General features: G+C 52.4%; 13 protein-coding genes and 2 pseudogenes. 6 read left to right on the top strand and 9 right to left on the bottom strand.

All coding sequences use genetic code 11. From position 1 onward, the window contains the following. Nucleotides 1–3: 3 nt before the first annotated feature. The 3 genes and pseudogenes from RVM24_RS09065 to RVM24_RS09075 all read right to left on the bottom strand — a co-directional run bounded on the left by RVM24_RS09065 (nt 4) and on the right by RVM24_RS09075 (nt 4129). Entirely contained in the window at nt 4–1254 is a 1251-nt protein-coding gene (locus RVM24_RS09065; protein WP_068351585.1) for an efflux RND transporter periplasmic adaptor subunit, read from the bottom strand. 24 nt (nt 1255–1278) lie between these two features. Further along, nucleotides 1279–2496, bottom strand: a complete 1218-nt coding sequence (locus RVM24_RS09070; RefSeq protein ID WP_058092801.1) for a TolC family protein — start codon at nt 2494–2496, stop codon at nt 1279–1281. Nucleotides 2497–2829: 333 nt separating this feature from the next. Beyond that, nucleotides 2830–4129: pseudogene (locus tag RVM24_RS09075) on the bottom strand (IS1380-like element ISMaq4 family transposase). A 144-nt stretch (nt 4130–4273) separates the two neighbouring features. Between RVM24_RS09075 and RVM24_RS09080 the strand changes: the two are divergent. Beyond that, nucleotides 4274–5587 (top strand): ATP-binding protein, encoded by a 1314-nt coding sequence (locus RVM24_RS09080; protein ID WP_058091787.1) that lies wholly within the window; start codon nt 4274–4276, stop codon nt 5585–5587. 159 nt (nt 5588–5746) lie between these two features. Here the strand turns inward: RVM24_RS09080 and RVM24_RS09085 are convergent, their stop codons facing one another. The 5 genes and pseudogenes from RVM24_RS09085 to RVM24_RS09105 all read right to left on the bottom strand — a co-directional run. After that, nucleotides 5747–6412 (bottom strand): hypothetical protein, encoded by a 666-nt coding sequence (locus RVM24_RS09085; RefSeq protein ID WP_227510125.1) that lies wholly within the window; start codon nt 6410–6412, stop codon nt 5747–5749. 38 nt (nt 6413–6450) lie between these two features. After that, a complete protein-coding gene (locus tag RVM24_RS09090) occupies nt 6451–7158 on the bottom strand; it encodes a hypothetical protein (protein WP_227510124.1) in 708 nt (235 codons plus the stop codon). A gap of 73 nt (nt 7159–7231) precedes the next feature. Further along, entirely contained in the window at nt 7232–7690 is a 459-nt protein-coding gene (locus RVM24_RS09095; RefSeq protein ID WP_227510123.1) for a hypothetical protein, read from the bottom strand. 270 nt (nt 7691–7960) lie between these two features. Continuing rightward, entirely contained in the window at nt 7961–8629 is a 669-nt protein-coding gene (locus RVM24_RS09100) for a hypothetical protein (protein WP_227510122.1), read from the bottom strand. A 248-nt stretch (nt 8630–8877) separates the two neighbouring features. After that, nucleotides 8878–9210 (bottom strand): annotated as a pseudogene (locus RVM24_RS09105) (porin); the annotation flags it as partial. Between the two features lie 91 nt (nt 9211–9301). Here RVM24_RS09105 and RVM24_RS09110 point away from each other — a divergent pair. After that, nucleotides 9302–10464, top strand: a protein-coding gene (locus tag RVM24_RS09110; protein ID WP_156471733.1) for an IS3 family transposase whose coding sequence is annotated in 2 segments (ribosomal slippage) — nt 9302–9557 and nt 9557–10464 — 1164 coding nt in all. Because the reading frame shifts where the segments join, the coding sequence is not laid out codon by codon here. Between the two features lie 30 nt (nt 10465–10494). Here RVM24_RS09110 and RVM24_RS09115 read toward each other — a convergent pair. Further along, nucleotides 10495–10779: a KR domain-containing protein gene (locus tag RVM24_RS09115; RefSeq protein ID WP_058091789.1), complete on the bottom strand. Its 285-nt coding sequence runs from the start codon at nt 10777–10779 to the stop codon at nt 10495–10497. A gap of 184 nt (nt 10780–10963) precedes the next feature. Between RVM24_RS09115 and RVM24_RS09120 the strand changes: the two genes are divergently transcribed. The 4 genes from RVM24_RS09120 (at nt 10964) to RVM24_RS09135 (ending at nt 14421) form a co-directional block, all read left to right on the top strand. Continuing rightward, nucleotides 10964–11860 carry a cation transporter gene (locus tag RVM24_RS09120; protein ID WP_058091790.1) on the top strand — a complete coding sequence of 299 codons (897 nt, stop codon included), beginning with the start codon at nt 10964–10966 and terminating at the stop codon, nt 11858–11860. 4 nt (nt 11861–11864) lie between these two features. Continuing rightward, nucleotides 11865–12380: a signal peptidase II gene (lspA, locus tag RVM24_RS09125; protein WP_011786687.1), complete on the top strand. Its 516-nt coding sequence runs from the start codon at nt 11865–11867 to the stop codon at nt 12378–12380. Between the two features lie 97 nt (nt 12381–12477). Further along, nucleotides 12478–13386, top strand: a complete 909-nt coding sequence (locus RVM24_RS09130; RefSeq protein ID WP_008169406.1) for a cation diffusion facilitator family transporter — start codon at nt 12478–12480, stop codon at nt 13384–13386. Nucleotides 13387–13461: 75 nt separating this feature from the next. Then, the gene (locus tag RVM24_RS09135; RefSeq protein ID WP_041657040.1) at nt 13462–14421 is read left to right on the top strand and encodes a bile acid:sodium symporter; all 960 of its coding nucleotides are present in this window, start codon (nt 13462–13464) and stop codon (nt 14419–14421) included. The last annotated feature ends 29 nt before the right edge of the window (nt 14422–14450 follow it).

Below are 14450 nucleotides of genomic sequence, written 5' to 3' on the forward strand. Positions count from 1 at the left end.
GAATCAGTGGTTGTGCGGATCAAAGCCGCCTTTGGCAATCTCAGAGGCCACAAAAAATGCGCCCCGCAAAACGACTCGTTGGCCCGCAGCCAGGCCGGAAACCTCACGGAGCCCGCCAATTGAGCGGCCCAGTTCCACTTCCACGGGTTCATACTCGCCTTCGGCCTCTTCCACATAGACCGTCCAGTCGCCGTCCGCGCCACGCATCAATGCAGTCTCCGGCACGGCAAGCACCGGCTCGCTGGTCTTAAAACGAAAATACACATCTGCGAACATTCCTGGATGAAAACGATCTTCAGGATTGTCCAGCTCCAGCCTGACAATCCGCGTGCGGGTCACAGGATCAATGGTGTGGGCTTCCTGGGACACCGTTGCCACGCCCACACGACCCGCTGCCCTGACTTCGGCTTCCGCGCCCTTCTCTAGAACAATGTCGGAGCTTGCTGGCAGATGGGCTTCTACCCAAAGCTCACTCTCATCAGCAAGAGTCACCAGCGGCTGGCCAGCCTCAACTCTTTGTCCTTGCTCAAACTCATCGGTCAGTACTGCACCATCCACGCGAGCCCTGAGCATGTATTCACCGAGACTATCCACCCCGCTGGCCTTCAACGCACCAATGTCATCATCGTTCAGCCCGTAAGCAAGCAGAGTCGCCCTTGCTGCTTCAATGTTGGCTTTCGCTGTATTGAACCGCTGATCGCCAACCACGGAACGACCCAGCCCGCTGATTCGCTTCCATTCAGGAAAAGCCTTCCTGTAATCCGCCTGCGCCTGTGCCACCGTCTCACTGAACAGGGTTACCAGCGGCTGGCCCTTGGTTACGTGCTCACCCAGTTCCACGTGACGCCGCAGCACCACTGAGGCAACCCGGGGGGACACGTGATAGCTGGTATAGCCGTTGGTCAGCAGCTCACCGGGAGCGTAGATTTCATAGTCAACGTGCTTGCTTTCGAGGGTTGCTACTTCAATGCCGGCGAGCTCTTTCTGTTTGGCATTGATGCTTGCGGTAGTTGATTCTTCATGACCACCATCGCTCTCCTCTTCGTGGCCATGACCTTCTTCCTCTTCATGCTCACGTTCTTCAGCATGCCCGCCCTCATGCTCATCCTCTTCACCGGTACCTTCTCGATGATCGTCGCCACCGGCGGCATGATCATGGCCCGCCTCGTTATGCGCATCTTCCTCGGCCTGCACCAATGAAGGGGGAGCTATAAACAGCGTCAATACAAATACTGAAATCAGAGTTTTTTTCATGATGACTATCCAGTTTCCAGAATATTATTGGAAGGGGGTGATCAGTTCGCCAGACTGGCTCAAGAGTTCAATCAGGCCCAGCTGCGCCAGCTTTTCCAGTTCAATACCGGTTTTCAGGCTCTCCGCGCGCTGGCCTAACGCCTGGAGATACTCAGAGGTGGAGAGGTCGCCGACCTGCCACTGCTTCTCAAGCAAATCGGCACTTCGCTGTACACGCCCCTGGGATAGTTCTTTCCATCGACGAAGTTGCTTGTCGTATCGCTTCCAGGAAGCGCGAGCGCCTGCCAGGTCATATTGTTGTTTCCGGTAGAGCGCCTGAAACCGCGCTTCGGCCTCCAGAGCCCGTCGATTCGCGGCCCGGATTTCAGCGCTGTAGTTATTACGGACGTTCAGAGGGATCGAGAATGTCAGGCCAACCACGTTCTCGCCGCCGTCACGCCCTCCGCTCAGCCCTACTGTCGGCGATGCTGTGGCTTTGCGTCTCGCAACCTCTGCCTCACTTTTCAGCACCTGCCACTCGGCTCGAGCGACTGCAATTGACGGGTGTGACAGCAGATCAGCCTCACCAATCTGGGACTCCAGCGCTGGCCATATATACTCGGGGATTCCCCCATCCTGAGGCCTCCAGTCCGGCAGACGTTCTTGAACCTGAGTTTCTGCCCGATCAACTGCGGCCTTTGCCTGGGCGACTTCGCTCAACTGACGGGATAGATTTAGAAACAGAAGCTCTGCATCGGCACGCCCCAGATCACCTGCCTGCTGGCGCTGTTCAACCTGGTCCAGCAAAGCATCCAGGCGCTGCTGTTGGGATTCAGCAATTTCCTCAAACAGCGTAGTGGCGCGCCACTCGACAAGCGCAAACAATGATTCAGACGTTTGTGTCAGAACTGCTTCGCTCAAGCCAGCTTGCGCAGACAGCCTGATCAGCTTTGCCTTCTCCTGTAATGCGCCCTGTTGATCAGACCAATCGATCGTTTGTGACAGCCCTGCCTCAAAGTTATTCTCACTGCCCGTTCTGTCTGCTCCTACGGACAACTCCGGGTTATACAGCGGTTGTTCGCTTGCCTCAGCGTCCTCTTTCCGCGCTGCCGCCTGCTCTGTCGCTGCCAGTACCTCCGGGTGCTTGCTTATCTGGCCAGTGAGCCAATTCGCCCAATTAACAGTCTCAGCTTGACCGAACAGAGGAATGGACAATAGTACTGAACACAGCAACGCCCGAGGCGAGTGCTTGCTTGCCTTCATCGACTTTCTCCCGAAGCGATTAATAGCCAAAAATCATAGGTGTAAGGCGCCTATGACGAGGCAGGAAAAGATCGAGATAATAAGTGCAAACTTTGAAATGAGTTTGAATTCGGAAAAACAGTTCAGATATGAGTCGCTAAAAACTCTTTGTAGCGCTTCTCAATGAGGCTAACCCGGATTTCTCATAGGTCCCCGGCAAGTCTCGCAGACTGAACTGGTTACCGCTATGGCCGGTCGGTTTCGGCCATGCCTGCCCAATAAGTGATCAATTCCCGTTGTCCGGACACACGGCCCCCTTTCCCCCATTGCGTCGGGCCGGGGGAGCCCGGGCTTCTATCCCGGAACCAGACGGCGTACCAGGTCAGAGAGTTCGTCTTTGTAAGGATAGGCATCACTCATCAACACCCGTATGCGCCGAGTGTTGCGAATGATGACCGCGCCCACCTTGATCAGCTTCAGCCGCAGGTTACTGGCGCTCATGCGCTCGAAGGGCGTTTTCTTCAGGTGAGCGCGTAATCGCTCGAACAACGTGTAGGCAAAGCCCGACAGAAGCAGCCGCCACTGATTGGTCCACCACCGCGTGCTGGAGGTGCGATCTGCGAACAGACACAACTGCTGATCCTTGATCCGGTTTTCCATGTCACCCCGGGCACAGTATTGCTCGTAGTAGAGTTTAACGCCGTCGTCGTAACGGGAGCTGATAATGAACCTGGGGTTGGCACCCAGTTCGCCCTCCTCCAGACGCGCGATCACCCAGCGGGGGTGTTTCCAGGTTCGGGCCTGGTACTGGAACCGGTAGGTGGCAGAGACTTTTTCTCCCAACTCCCCGTGAGCCCTGCGAACCAGCATCGAGGGTACGTCCACCTCCTTGAGCAGCCGGCTGTTTTTGCTGATGCCCACAAGGTAATCCACGTTATTCCGGTCGCACCAGCTCAGCAATCGGGGGCGATAGAAGCCGCTGTCACCCCGGAACACGATGCGGGTATCCGGCCAGTACTGCCGGATGAACTTCACCAGCAGGGCCAGAATGGCCCAGCTGTGGCGGCTGTCGCTTCGATTGCTGGTGCGCAGGTAGCTCACCAACAGGTGACGGCCGCAGAACACGTACAGCGGGAAGAAACAATGGTGATCGTAGTAGGCGTTAAAGAACTTGCCGGGCTGGTCGCCATGCACTGGAATATCAGTGCCATCGAAGTCCAGCACAATTTCCTTGGGTGGAGTCTCGTGCTGTTCAATGAAGTGATGCCACAGCAGTTCGTGGGCCTTGACCACGGCCTGCCGGTCTACGCGCTGCTCCATTCGGCACAGTGTTGATTTGCCCGCCAGAATGGCCTCTTCGCCAGTCGCGGTCTGAAGTGCCTGGTCAGCGTAACGTTTCGTGATCGTTGAGGTCTTCGTACCCGGCAGCCACGCCAAAGACCCGCTGCCGGACCATGGTTTGAAGCTTGTGACGAACCAGCACGGGATTACGGGCATCGTCCAGCACCGTAGCCAGGCGCTGAGTGAGCTGGTGTTGATTGTCGACTTCCCGAAGCAAAAGCAGTCCGGCATCGGAGGTGATGTGACCACCGGAGAAATCGGCTTCAATTTGACGGCGAGACAGTGGCGAGAAGGTCAGTTTTTCAGGTACCATTTTGGATAGCGGCTTTTGGTGCTTGGTGAACGGTGTAAGGTCCTGAAACTATAGCACTTTCAGCCGCTTTCTTTTATCCCGTCATGAGAAATCCGGGCTAGATTTAGTCGATAACAAATTCTAACCACCTGCTTGGCAGACAACATGTCCAGAAAACAACAACGCCCTTCAATAAAACGGAAACTGCTTACTTTCCTGACACTAACGGGTTTCGCGTGTACCGGGCTAATATTCTTCTCGCACACCCTTTTAATCGACTATATCCATGACGAGCTTCACAGACAGCAGCTACAGGCTGCAGCTAACCAGCTCTCAAAGATACTAACAAATGATAAAGAAGAAATTACAAAATCCTCTCTCAGAAATTTTTCATTGTCTCAATATTCTGTCCACATCGAAGACAGTCAAGGTCGGAGTTTTACAAGCGAGAACATTAAACCGAAATTACAGGTGGTAGAATCGTTCAGAAAGCCTGGAATTTTTCACATATCGGATGATGGTCGATCAATCCTTGGCTACTACAAAATATTTAATAACAGACAAAATAAACTAAGCGTTACTATAATTGAAAGAAGTTCCTACTCCCCAAACACACTTGACAAAATCCACGTTCTTATATGGATCATATCTTTTACAATTCTCGTTACGATATCAATGATCATATTTATTGGTGTAACTATCGCACTAAAACCTTTAAAAATGATGAGCGCCCAATTAACTTCGCTTAAAAAGGGTGAGCGTAATAGACTGGATGAGGGCGTACCTGAAGAATTCGATGAACTTGTCAAACATCTTAATCGTCTATTAGAGTCGTACGACAAAAAACTTACCCGTTCACGCCACCTAGCCGCAGATATTTCTCATAGCTTAAAAAACCCCCTTGCCGTCATAAACTCCATGATCAATGACGAAGCCATTCCCACCACACTCGCGAGTCAAATTAAGTCTCAACTGTCTGAAATGCACGAGCTGATCGACACTCAAATGAGAAAAACCGAAATGTCCGGTCAGTACATTGGAAAGGCGACACCAATCATTGAGAGAGCTCTGGCACTGGTGGACGTAGTCAGTCGAATTTATCCTTACAAACAGATCCATCTTCAAGAAACATTACCCAGAGAGCTTGTCTGGCCAATTGATGAGCGTGATTTTAATGAGATCTTGGGCAATGTGCTTGATAACGCTAGCAAATGGTGCTCTCAGGAAGTGCATTTACACTTGAAGCTTAACGATGACACTTTGACTATTCTTGTTGAAGACGACGGCCCAGGAGTGGCTTCACACCAGCTTGCCGATCTTACCAGGCGCCAGAAAAGACTGGATGAAACAACCCCTGGCTATGGCCTTGGTCTATCAATCGTTCAGGAAATCATAAATGACTACGGTGGCGCCATGCACTTCTCAACATCACCTAAAGGCGGTCTTCGGGTTCTAATCGAGCTTCCCAGAAGCATTTGACGACTACAAGGGCAACTTATCCAGCTTTAGTCAGCGACCAGCAGGCATAGCACCCCGATACACCAACGTCTCAACGTCAAAACTGTCGCTTTGAACTGAGTTTTCATCAGGCGACATAAAGAATAACCCTGTATTGCCTGATATGGGGGACACCGGAGCCTACGTTAGAAGACTTGTTGACTGCGTTTTGGGAGATTTCCCGAATCTCAGTGTCAACCAATCAACTCGCGTCTCATAAACACCTATCCTATCTTCGGCTGCACTGGATTCCTGTGGAATCCCAATATTAACTGCACCCTCACCAGAGCGTACTAGGAGGTTCGGCAAAAACAGTGTTTGCCTCGGACTAAACACCAGCTCAGGCGACACGTCGTAAGTCATACTCGTGCCCGCCACCCGGTTTCCAATCTCATAGCCCAGACGGGGCCCCTCAGTGCCAGCAGGAAAAAATGAAACCTCCCCTTGAGAGACGGTCACCATATTCAAAGGTCCCGATTTGCTCTGAACAACGGCATCGATTACCCGAAACACTGGCGTGTATCGGCTTAATTTTTCATGATCGACCTTATCAAGATCAGGCCCGTTTGGTGAGATTGATATTTGATAAACCTCTGAACCAAACCCCTGATCTGAGTAGAAAGACTGCCCGAGAATAGTTTCCCGGCGGCCGTCAGCATCCAAATCCTGCAATCCCAATATTAAGGGAATGAAACCGATGGCTTCGGCCTTCCCCTCGGCCAACTGGATCAAAGAACTTGAAACGCGACGGCCATTCCACTGATTCAAAATGAGGTAGTATGAGTTTTCTGAAACGTACCAGTCCATTCGGATGACTTTCTCCCGACGGGGCACCTCAATGGACGTCAGGCTCTGAACAGCCCCCCTCTGGAATCAACATGAAAAAAGCTGAGTTTGTTTCCATGCTCCGCCGCAAAATAGTAATCGCTGCCAGAACGAAGCGCGGACAACGACTTTGCGTTGATGGGCAGTCTGGCAAATGGAGATGCTAAAGCCTCCTCCTCAACCGAACCTACCCGATGTGCTTCAGCATCGGTCTGTACGATGCCGACCAACCAGGTGTTATTGTAGGTCGCAACGGCTTGACCTCTCCCGGTAACTTGAAAGCGCACCAATGGCACATCGTTTGACGCCTCTGGCTCGTCCCGCCACAAAAGATCAGGAAATCGGGCTTTCAACGCCGGCGTTACCGGCGTGGGATCGCCGACTCTGTCAGTAAACACCGCCGGAATACCGTAGAAGCGTTTCGATACAGCGCCAACGGAGGGCATCGCTCCAAACAGCACTTTCCCTACCACCCGATCCTTTCCGATACTCTCGATACCGATGACTGCAAGGTTTTTTTCCGGGATGCCTGCATCGCCAGGCTCCCGCAACACAACAAATAAATCACCCACCTCAACACTAGTATCGCCAACTTTGAGGGAAAGCACTTTTTGATCACGATCTACCTGAGTGACTTCTGCCTTTGCTGGATGCTCGCGCTCAACCGCCTGTACCGCGCCAGCTAGTAGTAGCATCAGGAACACAAATACTGCAGAACGAGTAATCATAGGAAAAAGCCACTTAATGCGGATTCATTTCGTATAACGAAAACGGGGTGGCGCTCCCACCACCCCATTTTTGTTAGAACTTGTACCTTACCCGACCGGCAACATGAACAATGTCCTGATCGCTTTTGCCGTCCTGCAAGGCAGTTTCCTCCAGCGCATCCATGGCATCACCTGATGCAAGGTATGCAGCTTCTGCCGACAGCTCCAGCGAAGGGTGTGGGAAGTAGGAGACCTTGGAGCCAAATTCCAGCCCCAGATCTTTTGAGCACGATCCATCTGCAAGTGCAATATCCTCAGCCAAGCGGTTGTAGACCATCATTCCGCTGACCGTAATATTGGCCGCTAGTTTATGATCGAGCTGAAGCTTGTTCATGAAATACCCTTTGTCGAGGATATAGGGCGTTTCGGCGAAGTAGTCATCGCTCGTCATGTTTTCCTGAAAAATCATACTGTCGCTGAAGTCGACATCCGTGGCGATGAAGGCGTCGAAGTCCGCATCTTGCTCATTGCCATCACCCGATGCGTAGAGCACGGTGTACGTCAGTTCGTTTGGCCCAAATTGCAGCCAGAGCTCGCCGCGTCCCAGAAAGGTCGTAGTTCGTATTGGGATTCGTAGCACCATTCAAAGGGACGAAATTGACACCCTCTATTGTGCCGCTTTGGCCAATCACCGTACCCTTCACGAACATGCGTCCCAGCGACGTTTCCTGATCATAATCCAGCTCCACCCCAACGCTGGAAACGGAATATTTGGAGTTATCAGCGATACTCTTCAGTTCATATTCCCTGCTATTTACCGTACCTACTCCCTCAGCAATTGATCATTCATCTGATAGAGGTAGAAAAGGCCCGCGCTCAGGTTCGGTGAGTAACGCTTGTTCAGGTTGATCGCGAAGTTGTCCGCGCCATCCCAGCCTTCGTCCTGTTCTGAGTCGACGCCGCTCTCATTGGAAGAGTCACCTCGCCCCCATAACAACTGATAGTCAAATCCAGAGCCCAGTGAGCCTTTCCAAACAGCGGCTGTGGCGGTTTCAGTCCAGACATGTCGGTTCACTGACACTGGCTGCAAGCCCAGCGAGACGCGCTGGTCTAGCGTGTTGGGCACCAAGAAATCCACATAAGCCCACCGTGTTTCGATGTTCACACCATCACCGGAATAGTCGCCACCCGACCCCTCACCGTAGCGGATGCCACCAATCTCCGTCGCGAATACACCGGTAACTTTCTTGTCGTCGGAAGTTGCCTTCGCCCAGAAGCGATATTTGACCTCGCCGAAGCTCTCGGTCGGCTCGTCATCTTTCAGCGTACCGCCACCTGAGTTACCACCAGCAAACCAGTCTCTTTGATTGGTGTAGGCCTGAAAGCGGTTATCCATATCACCGTGGAATTCAACCTCCGCTGCCGTCGCGGCCCAACTTCCCGACAGTGTTGTCATCCCTGCAATCGCAGTGGCCAGAATGTTGCGTTTCAACGTATTCCCCTCCAGTTTCTTTCTTAATTGTTTGTGATATCCGATTCGTACGGATCGTGGCGCAAATCTTAAAACCAGCTAGAACAACGAACTAAAGGTCAAAAAAAAGGCGAGAATGAAGCATTCCCGCCATTAAATAACCTTAGTTAACTCACAAGTAGACTCTCACACGAACCTTAAATGAGCTTGAAATCCGGAAAAGATTTCAGATACGTCGGTCCCCCTGTATTCAGCGATCACGCTCGACTCTACATGGAAAACTTATGCTCGAAGCCCACACCAAATGTGGAGTCCTCAGAGTCGGCCAAGTCCGCCTCCACCTGAGACACATACGCATAGACCTTACTCTTGCTCGCCAGTTTATAATCGAGCCCCAAGGCCAGCAGGGTTAGCTCCTCGTTTGTTGTCTCGGCTTCGGTCAGTCCGTACTGTGCCTTGATCTTCCAACGCTCAAGATTAACGGCACCACCAACCAGATAAGACGTATCTTCTCCAGGGCCATCGCTTTCTTCTGCCAACTGGTAAACTGCGCCGATTTCGAAGTTGCTTAATCGGACCTTCCCTACGGTTCGCAGGATATTGAGACGACTATCGCCACTTGAATCTGTAGTGGTTCAATGATTCCGGACACCAACGTAGGTGGTAAGATCGCCACCATAAACGAGGTGTCTGATGACCAGAAAGCGACGTTCTTTTTCTCCTGAGTTCAAACAGGAAGCAGCCAGCTTGGTGCTGGATCAAGGTTACACGATTCCGCAGGCCAGCGTGTCTCTGGGAGTTGGTGAAAGCGCTGTTCGGCGTTGGGTTCAACAACTGACGGACGAGCGTAAGGGCGTCACTCCGAAAGGCAAGGCGTTAACCCCGGAGCAGCGACGTATTCAGGAGCTGGAAGCCCGCTGCAATCGCCTGGAGCGAGAGAAAGAAATATTAAAAAAGGCTACAGCTCTCTTGATGTCGGACGAGATGAATGGTACGCGCTGATAGACCGGTTGGGGGAGCAGGAGTCAATTGAACTGGTCTGTGAAGCGTTTGATATCAGTCGTTCCAGCTATTACGAGTACCGCCAACGGCGGAACCGTGTAGATGTGGAGCGCCTGGCCCTGAGGGCTCAGGTAAACCGCCTGTTTACCAAGAGCCGCAGCTCTGCCGGCAGTCGTACAATCATAGGCTTGCTCCGCGAGGAAGGCGTTGTCGTTGGTCGCTTTAAAGTTCGACGACTGATGAGCGAGTTGGGGCTGATCTGTAAGCAGCCAGGCCCTCATGCCTACAAGCAGGCTACCGTTGAACGACCAGATATCCCGAACCATCTGGACCGGGAGTTTGCAGTAGAACGGCCTAACCAAGTCTGGTGTGGTGACATCACCTACATCTGGAGCGGCCAGCGATGGAGCTATCTGGCTGTGGTGCTGGACCTATATGCCCGGCGAGTTGTTGGCTGGGCAATGTCATCCAGTCCGGATGCGGACCTGGTTGTAAAAGCTCTGGATCACGCCTGGGAACAGCGTGGTCAGCCAGAGAAAGTCATGTCCCACTCGGATCAGGGCAGTCAGTACGCCAGTCGCAAGTTCCGTCAGAGGCTCTGGCGCTATCGAATGACACAAAGCATGAGCCGGCGTGGCAACTGCTGGGACAACGCACCGATGGAGCGACTGTTCCGAAGTCTGAAATCTGAGTGGATACCGGCCCTGGGTTATCGAAATCTGCCTGAGGCAAAAAGAGATGTTGGTGGCTATCTGATGGACTACTACAACCGGCAGCGGCCTCACGCATTCAACGGCGGCATTTCGCCTGTTGCAGCTGAGGAAAACCTTAAAATACTGTCCGGGATTAGTTGACCACTACAGATACAGCCTTGAACCAGATTCTCAATAGCAGACATGGAAAGATCGCATGCCACAATAACGATATTCTTGCTCATGCGAGCATTGCCTGGCTTGCGCAGCATCAGCCACATCAATTGAACTGGCGCTGAAACGCCCTGTGGCACCGGCTTCGCGATCTAACTGTTCCGCCCGTTTGCGCCCTTTGTCCAGCGACCGGCCTGCCAGGACAATGTTGCCTTCGATCCGTTGCCCCAAGAGTGTTGCAATAGCCGCCCCTGCAGCTCCATAGCCACCAAGGATAAGAACGCTCTTGTTGCTCTGTCTCATCGTTGCTCAAACTCCTTTTTGACGTACTCCAGTTCAACCCTTTAGTTACTACAGGGTCAAGCCGCAAGCCGTCGAATCGCGGTGGATTAACCAGTGTCGTCAAAAACTAACGACTTAACGTTGACCCTGTAGTGACTACAGGGTTTTAAATAACGGAACTCGTGCAAGAACCGGAGCCGCGAAAATGAGCAAACCCTGCGATGGACCGTGTGGCAGCGAAGATTCTGTCGTAAACAATGAGTTTCAGAGACCCGTCACCGCCGAAACAGGCAGCCAGCTCAGCACCTACAGCGTGCCAAAAATGGATTGCCCCTCAGAAGAGCTAATGATTCGAAGGGCTCTCACGGGTTTTGACAACATTCAGTCACTCTCATTCGACCTATCGAATCGAAAGCTGGAAATTATCCATCAAGGCGAAACCGGACCTATTACCAACAAACTGGAAACCCTGGGTCTGGGGGCTTCCTTGCAGAAGACAGAAGACGCCAGCCCTGAGTCCGTCAGGGCGGCTGAATCGTCTCATGCCAACGAGACTGAGGAATCCGGCACTTTATGGATACTGCTGGCAATCAACGGCCTGATGTTTCTGGTCGAGATGACGATGGGCCTGATCGCGCAGTCTGCTGGCCTAATTGCAGACTCGCTAGACATGCTTGCCGACGCTGCCGTCTACGGTCTTGCTCTTTACGCCGTTGGGCACGGCATCAAAATGCAGGTCAGAGCTGCGCATGTGGCTGGCATTCTCCAGCTTATCCTTGCCGTCGGTGTACTGGTTGAGGTTGGCAGGCGTTTTCTGTTCGGCAGTGATCCCCAGTCGTCAATGATGATGACCGTCGCCTCTGTTGCTCTCGTTGCCAACATCAGCTGCCTTCTTCTGATCGCAAAACACCGTGAAGGCGGTGCTCACATGAAAGCCAGCTGGATCTTTTCGGCCAATGATGTGGTTATCAATCTGGGAGTTATCCTTGCGGGGCTTCTTGTTGCCTGGACCGGTTCAAACTATCCGGATCTGGTTATTGGCGGCGTTGTGGGAGGCATTGTATTCATTGGTGCCAAGCGCATCCTTGCACTAAAAGGATAATTCGATGTCTGAACACCGTGCTAGTTTTTCTACGTTTATCTTTCTCGGCTTTTCCACACTGGTAGCGCTGGCCGACCAGCTTATTAAATGGCTCGTCCAGCAATCCATGGCTTACGGGCAATCGGTTGAGATCACTCCTTTCTTTAATTGGGTGCACGTATGGAATAAAGGCGCTGCCTTTAGTCTCTTCGCCGATGGCGGGGGCTGGCAGCGATATTTTTTTATTGCGATAGCCGTTGTCGTCTCGGCTGTTCTGGTCAAATTGATGCGGGACAGCCATAAGCGAACAGAAGCCCTGGCCTATGCGATGGTACTTGGCGGTGCATTCGGAAATGTCATCGACCGAGTTTTCCGAGGCTACGTTGTCGATTACCTGGATTTCCATTGGCAATCTTGGCATTGGCCGGCGTTCAACCTTGCCGACGTGTTCATCCTCCTGAGCGTGGCCATGATTTTGGTCACGGGCTTCACAGCCGAGAAAGGTGCCGGGAATAACATGGAAAATCGCCAGAATGGCTAGTTTTCGCGCGGTCGCAACACTCGCTAAGCCCTCTGAGCCAGGCTTAGCGAGTGTTGCGACTACGTTTAATTGAACAGCAACGACCAAGGAGAAAACAATGGGCCACGAGCATGCTCACATGTCACCGGATACTAAGGATAAGAGAGTTGCAGTAGCTATCTGGGCGAACGGTATCCTAACCTTGGCTCAGATCGCTGGAGGGATCTTCGCTGGCAGCTTGGCGCTGATAGCCGACGCTATACACAACTTTTCGGATATGGCGTCACTATTTATCGCATTTGCGGCGCGGAAGATTGCACGCCGCCCGGCCGACTCGAAGATGACCTTTGGCTACGGGAGAATTGAGGTTGTTGCGGCACTCATAAATTACACCACTTTGATAATGATCGGGGCATATTTGATCTACGAAGGTGGCATGCGATTCATAGATCCCCCGGAAATCAAGGGGTGGTGGGTAGTTTGGCTTGGCATTATCGCATTGGTAGTGGATGGTTTGACCGCGCTGCTTACTTACTCCATGCAAAAGGACAGCGTCAACATCCGTGCGCTGTTTCTACACAACTTGTCTGATGCGTTTGCGTCAATTGCAGTCGTTGTAGGCGGCGCCCTGATTCTCCTGTACGACATGCGTTGGGTTGATCCCGCGATCACAATTGGTATCGCAAGCTATATTCTCTACCTGGGTCTAACGGAAATCGGCGGAACCATCCGGACACTCATGCTGGGTAGTCCATTGGATATCGACACAGATTCTGTCATCGAGGCTTTATCAAACGTAGAAGGCGTTTTAGACCTTCACCACGTACATTTCTGGCAGATGGGTGAGCATGATGCCTCCCTCGACGCCCATGTGGTGGTCGAAATAAGTGCCTGGAATGAACTTGAAAAAGTCAAGGGTGGGATAAAACGAACTTTGGAAAACGAGTTCGGCATCACTCATTCAACATTGGAGTTTGAACATCCTGATCACAGTCACAAAGATGCCCATACTTATGGCCATGGCTAGCAGGGCTGCTGAAAAGGGTACCGTGTGGCAGATATGCTGCGAATGGCCGACATTCCACTCGGTTACGAGCACGCCATGCGAGACGTAATTGAACGCCACCAGGTCTGGGCCTACCTCATCGCTGTTGTTTTCGGACTGTCTGTGGATTGGACATCATCCCTCGGTGACAGTGTGCCGGATTACTTAATCTGGGGGTTGCTCGGAGTTCTGCTCTACGCCACATTTACTCAAACACCGTTGACCCACCTGTCTGATATGTTCCGGGACCGTCGGTTCATGGGTGCCTTGCTCACCGGAAATTTTCTGGTCATGCCGGCGATCACTGCCTTGCTGATATTGGCGCTGCCGGACAATGACGCGCTGAAGTTGGGAGTGCTTCTGGTATTGCTGATGCCCTGTACCGACTGGTTTGTCACCTTCACTCACCTAGGCAAGGGGGACAGCACCCGAGCCATTGCGGCAACACCGGTTCTGCTGATTGCTCAACTGGGTCTTCTTCCACTTTACCTCTGGCTTTTCATGGGTAATCAGTTCGACGTGAATCTTGAGCTTGGGCGGCACCTCCTGCCGGCCTTTGGCGGGCTGATTATTGTCCCGCTTATCCTGGCATTTCTGACTGAAAAATGGGCCGAAAACTCCAGAAAAGCCATCGGGTTCATTCGCTTCATGGGTCTGATGCCGGTCCCTCTGCTGACAGTCGTACTGTTCATCATCTCAATGACACAGGTCAGCCAGATCGACAGTACCGGCTCACTTATCTGGCCCTTGATGATTCTATTTCCGGCCTATCTTCTAGCTGCGGCTCTGGTTGGAAAGGCTCTGCGCCGGGTCTTTCGATTACCGGTAGAAACCGGTCGCACCGTCATCTTCAGCCTAGGAACACGCAACTCCTTCGTGGTTTTACCTTTGGCACTGTCAATGCCAGAGGCCTGGGCTGTGGCCGTCGTGGTGATTGTCGTCCAGTCTTTGTTGGAACTGTTTGGAATGATGCTTTATCTGCGGTGGGTGCCTAGTCGGCTGCTACCGGACACCTGAATAATCTGAAACCCGTAAACTCATTTAAA

This window comes from Marinobacter sp. KM021 (assembly GCF_050707965.1).
GTDB classification, from domain to species: Bacteria; Pseudomonadota; Gammaproteobacteria; order Pseudomonadales; family Oleiphilaceae; genus Marinobacter; species Marinobacter shengliensis.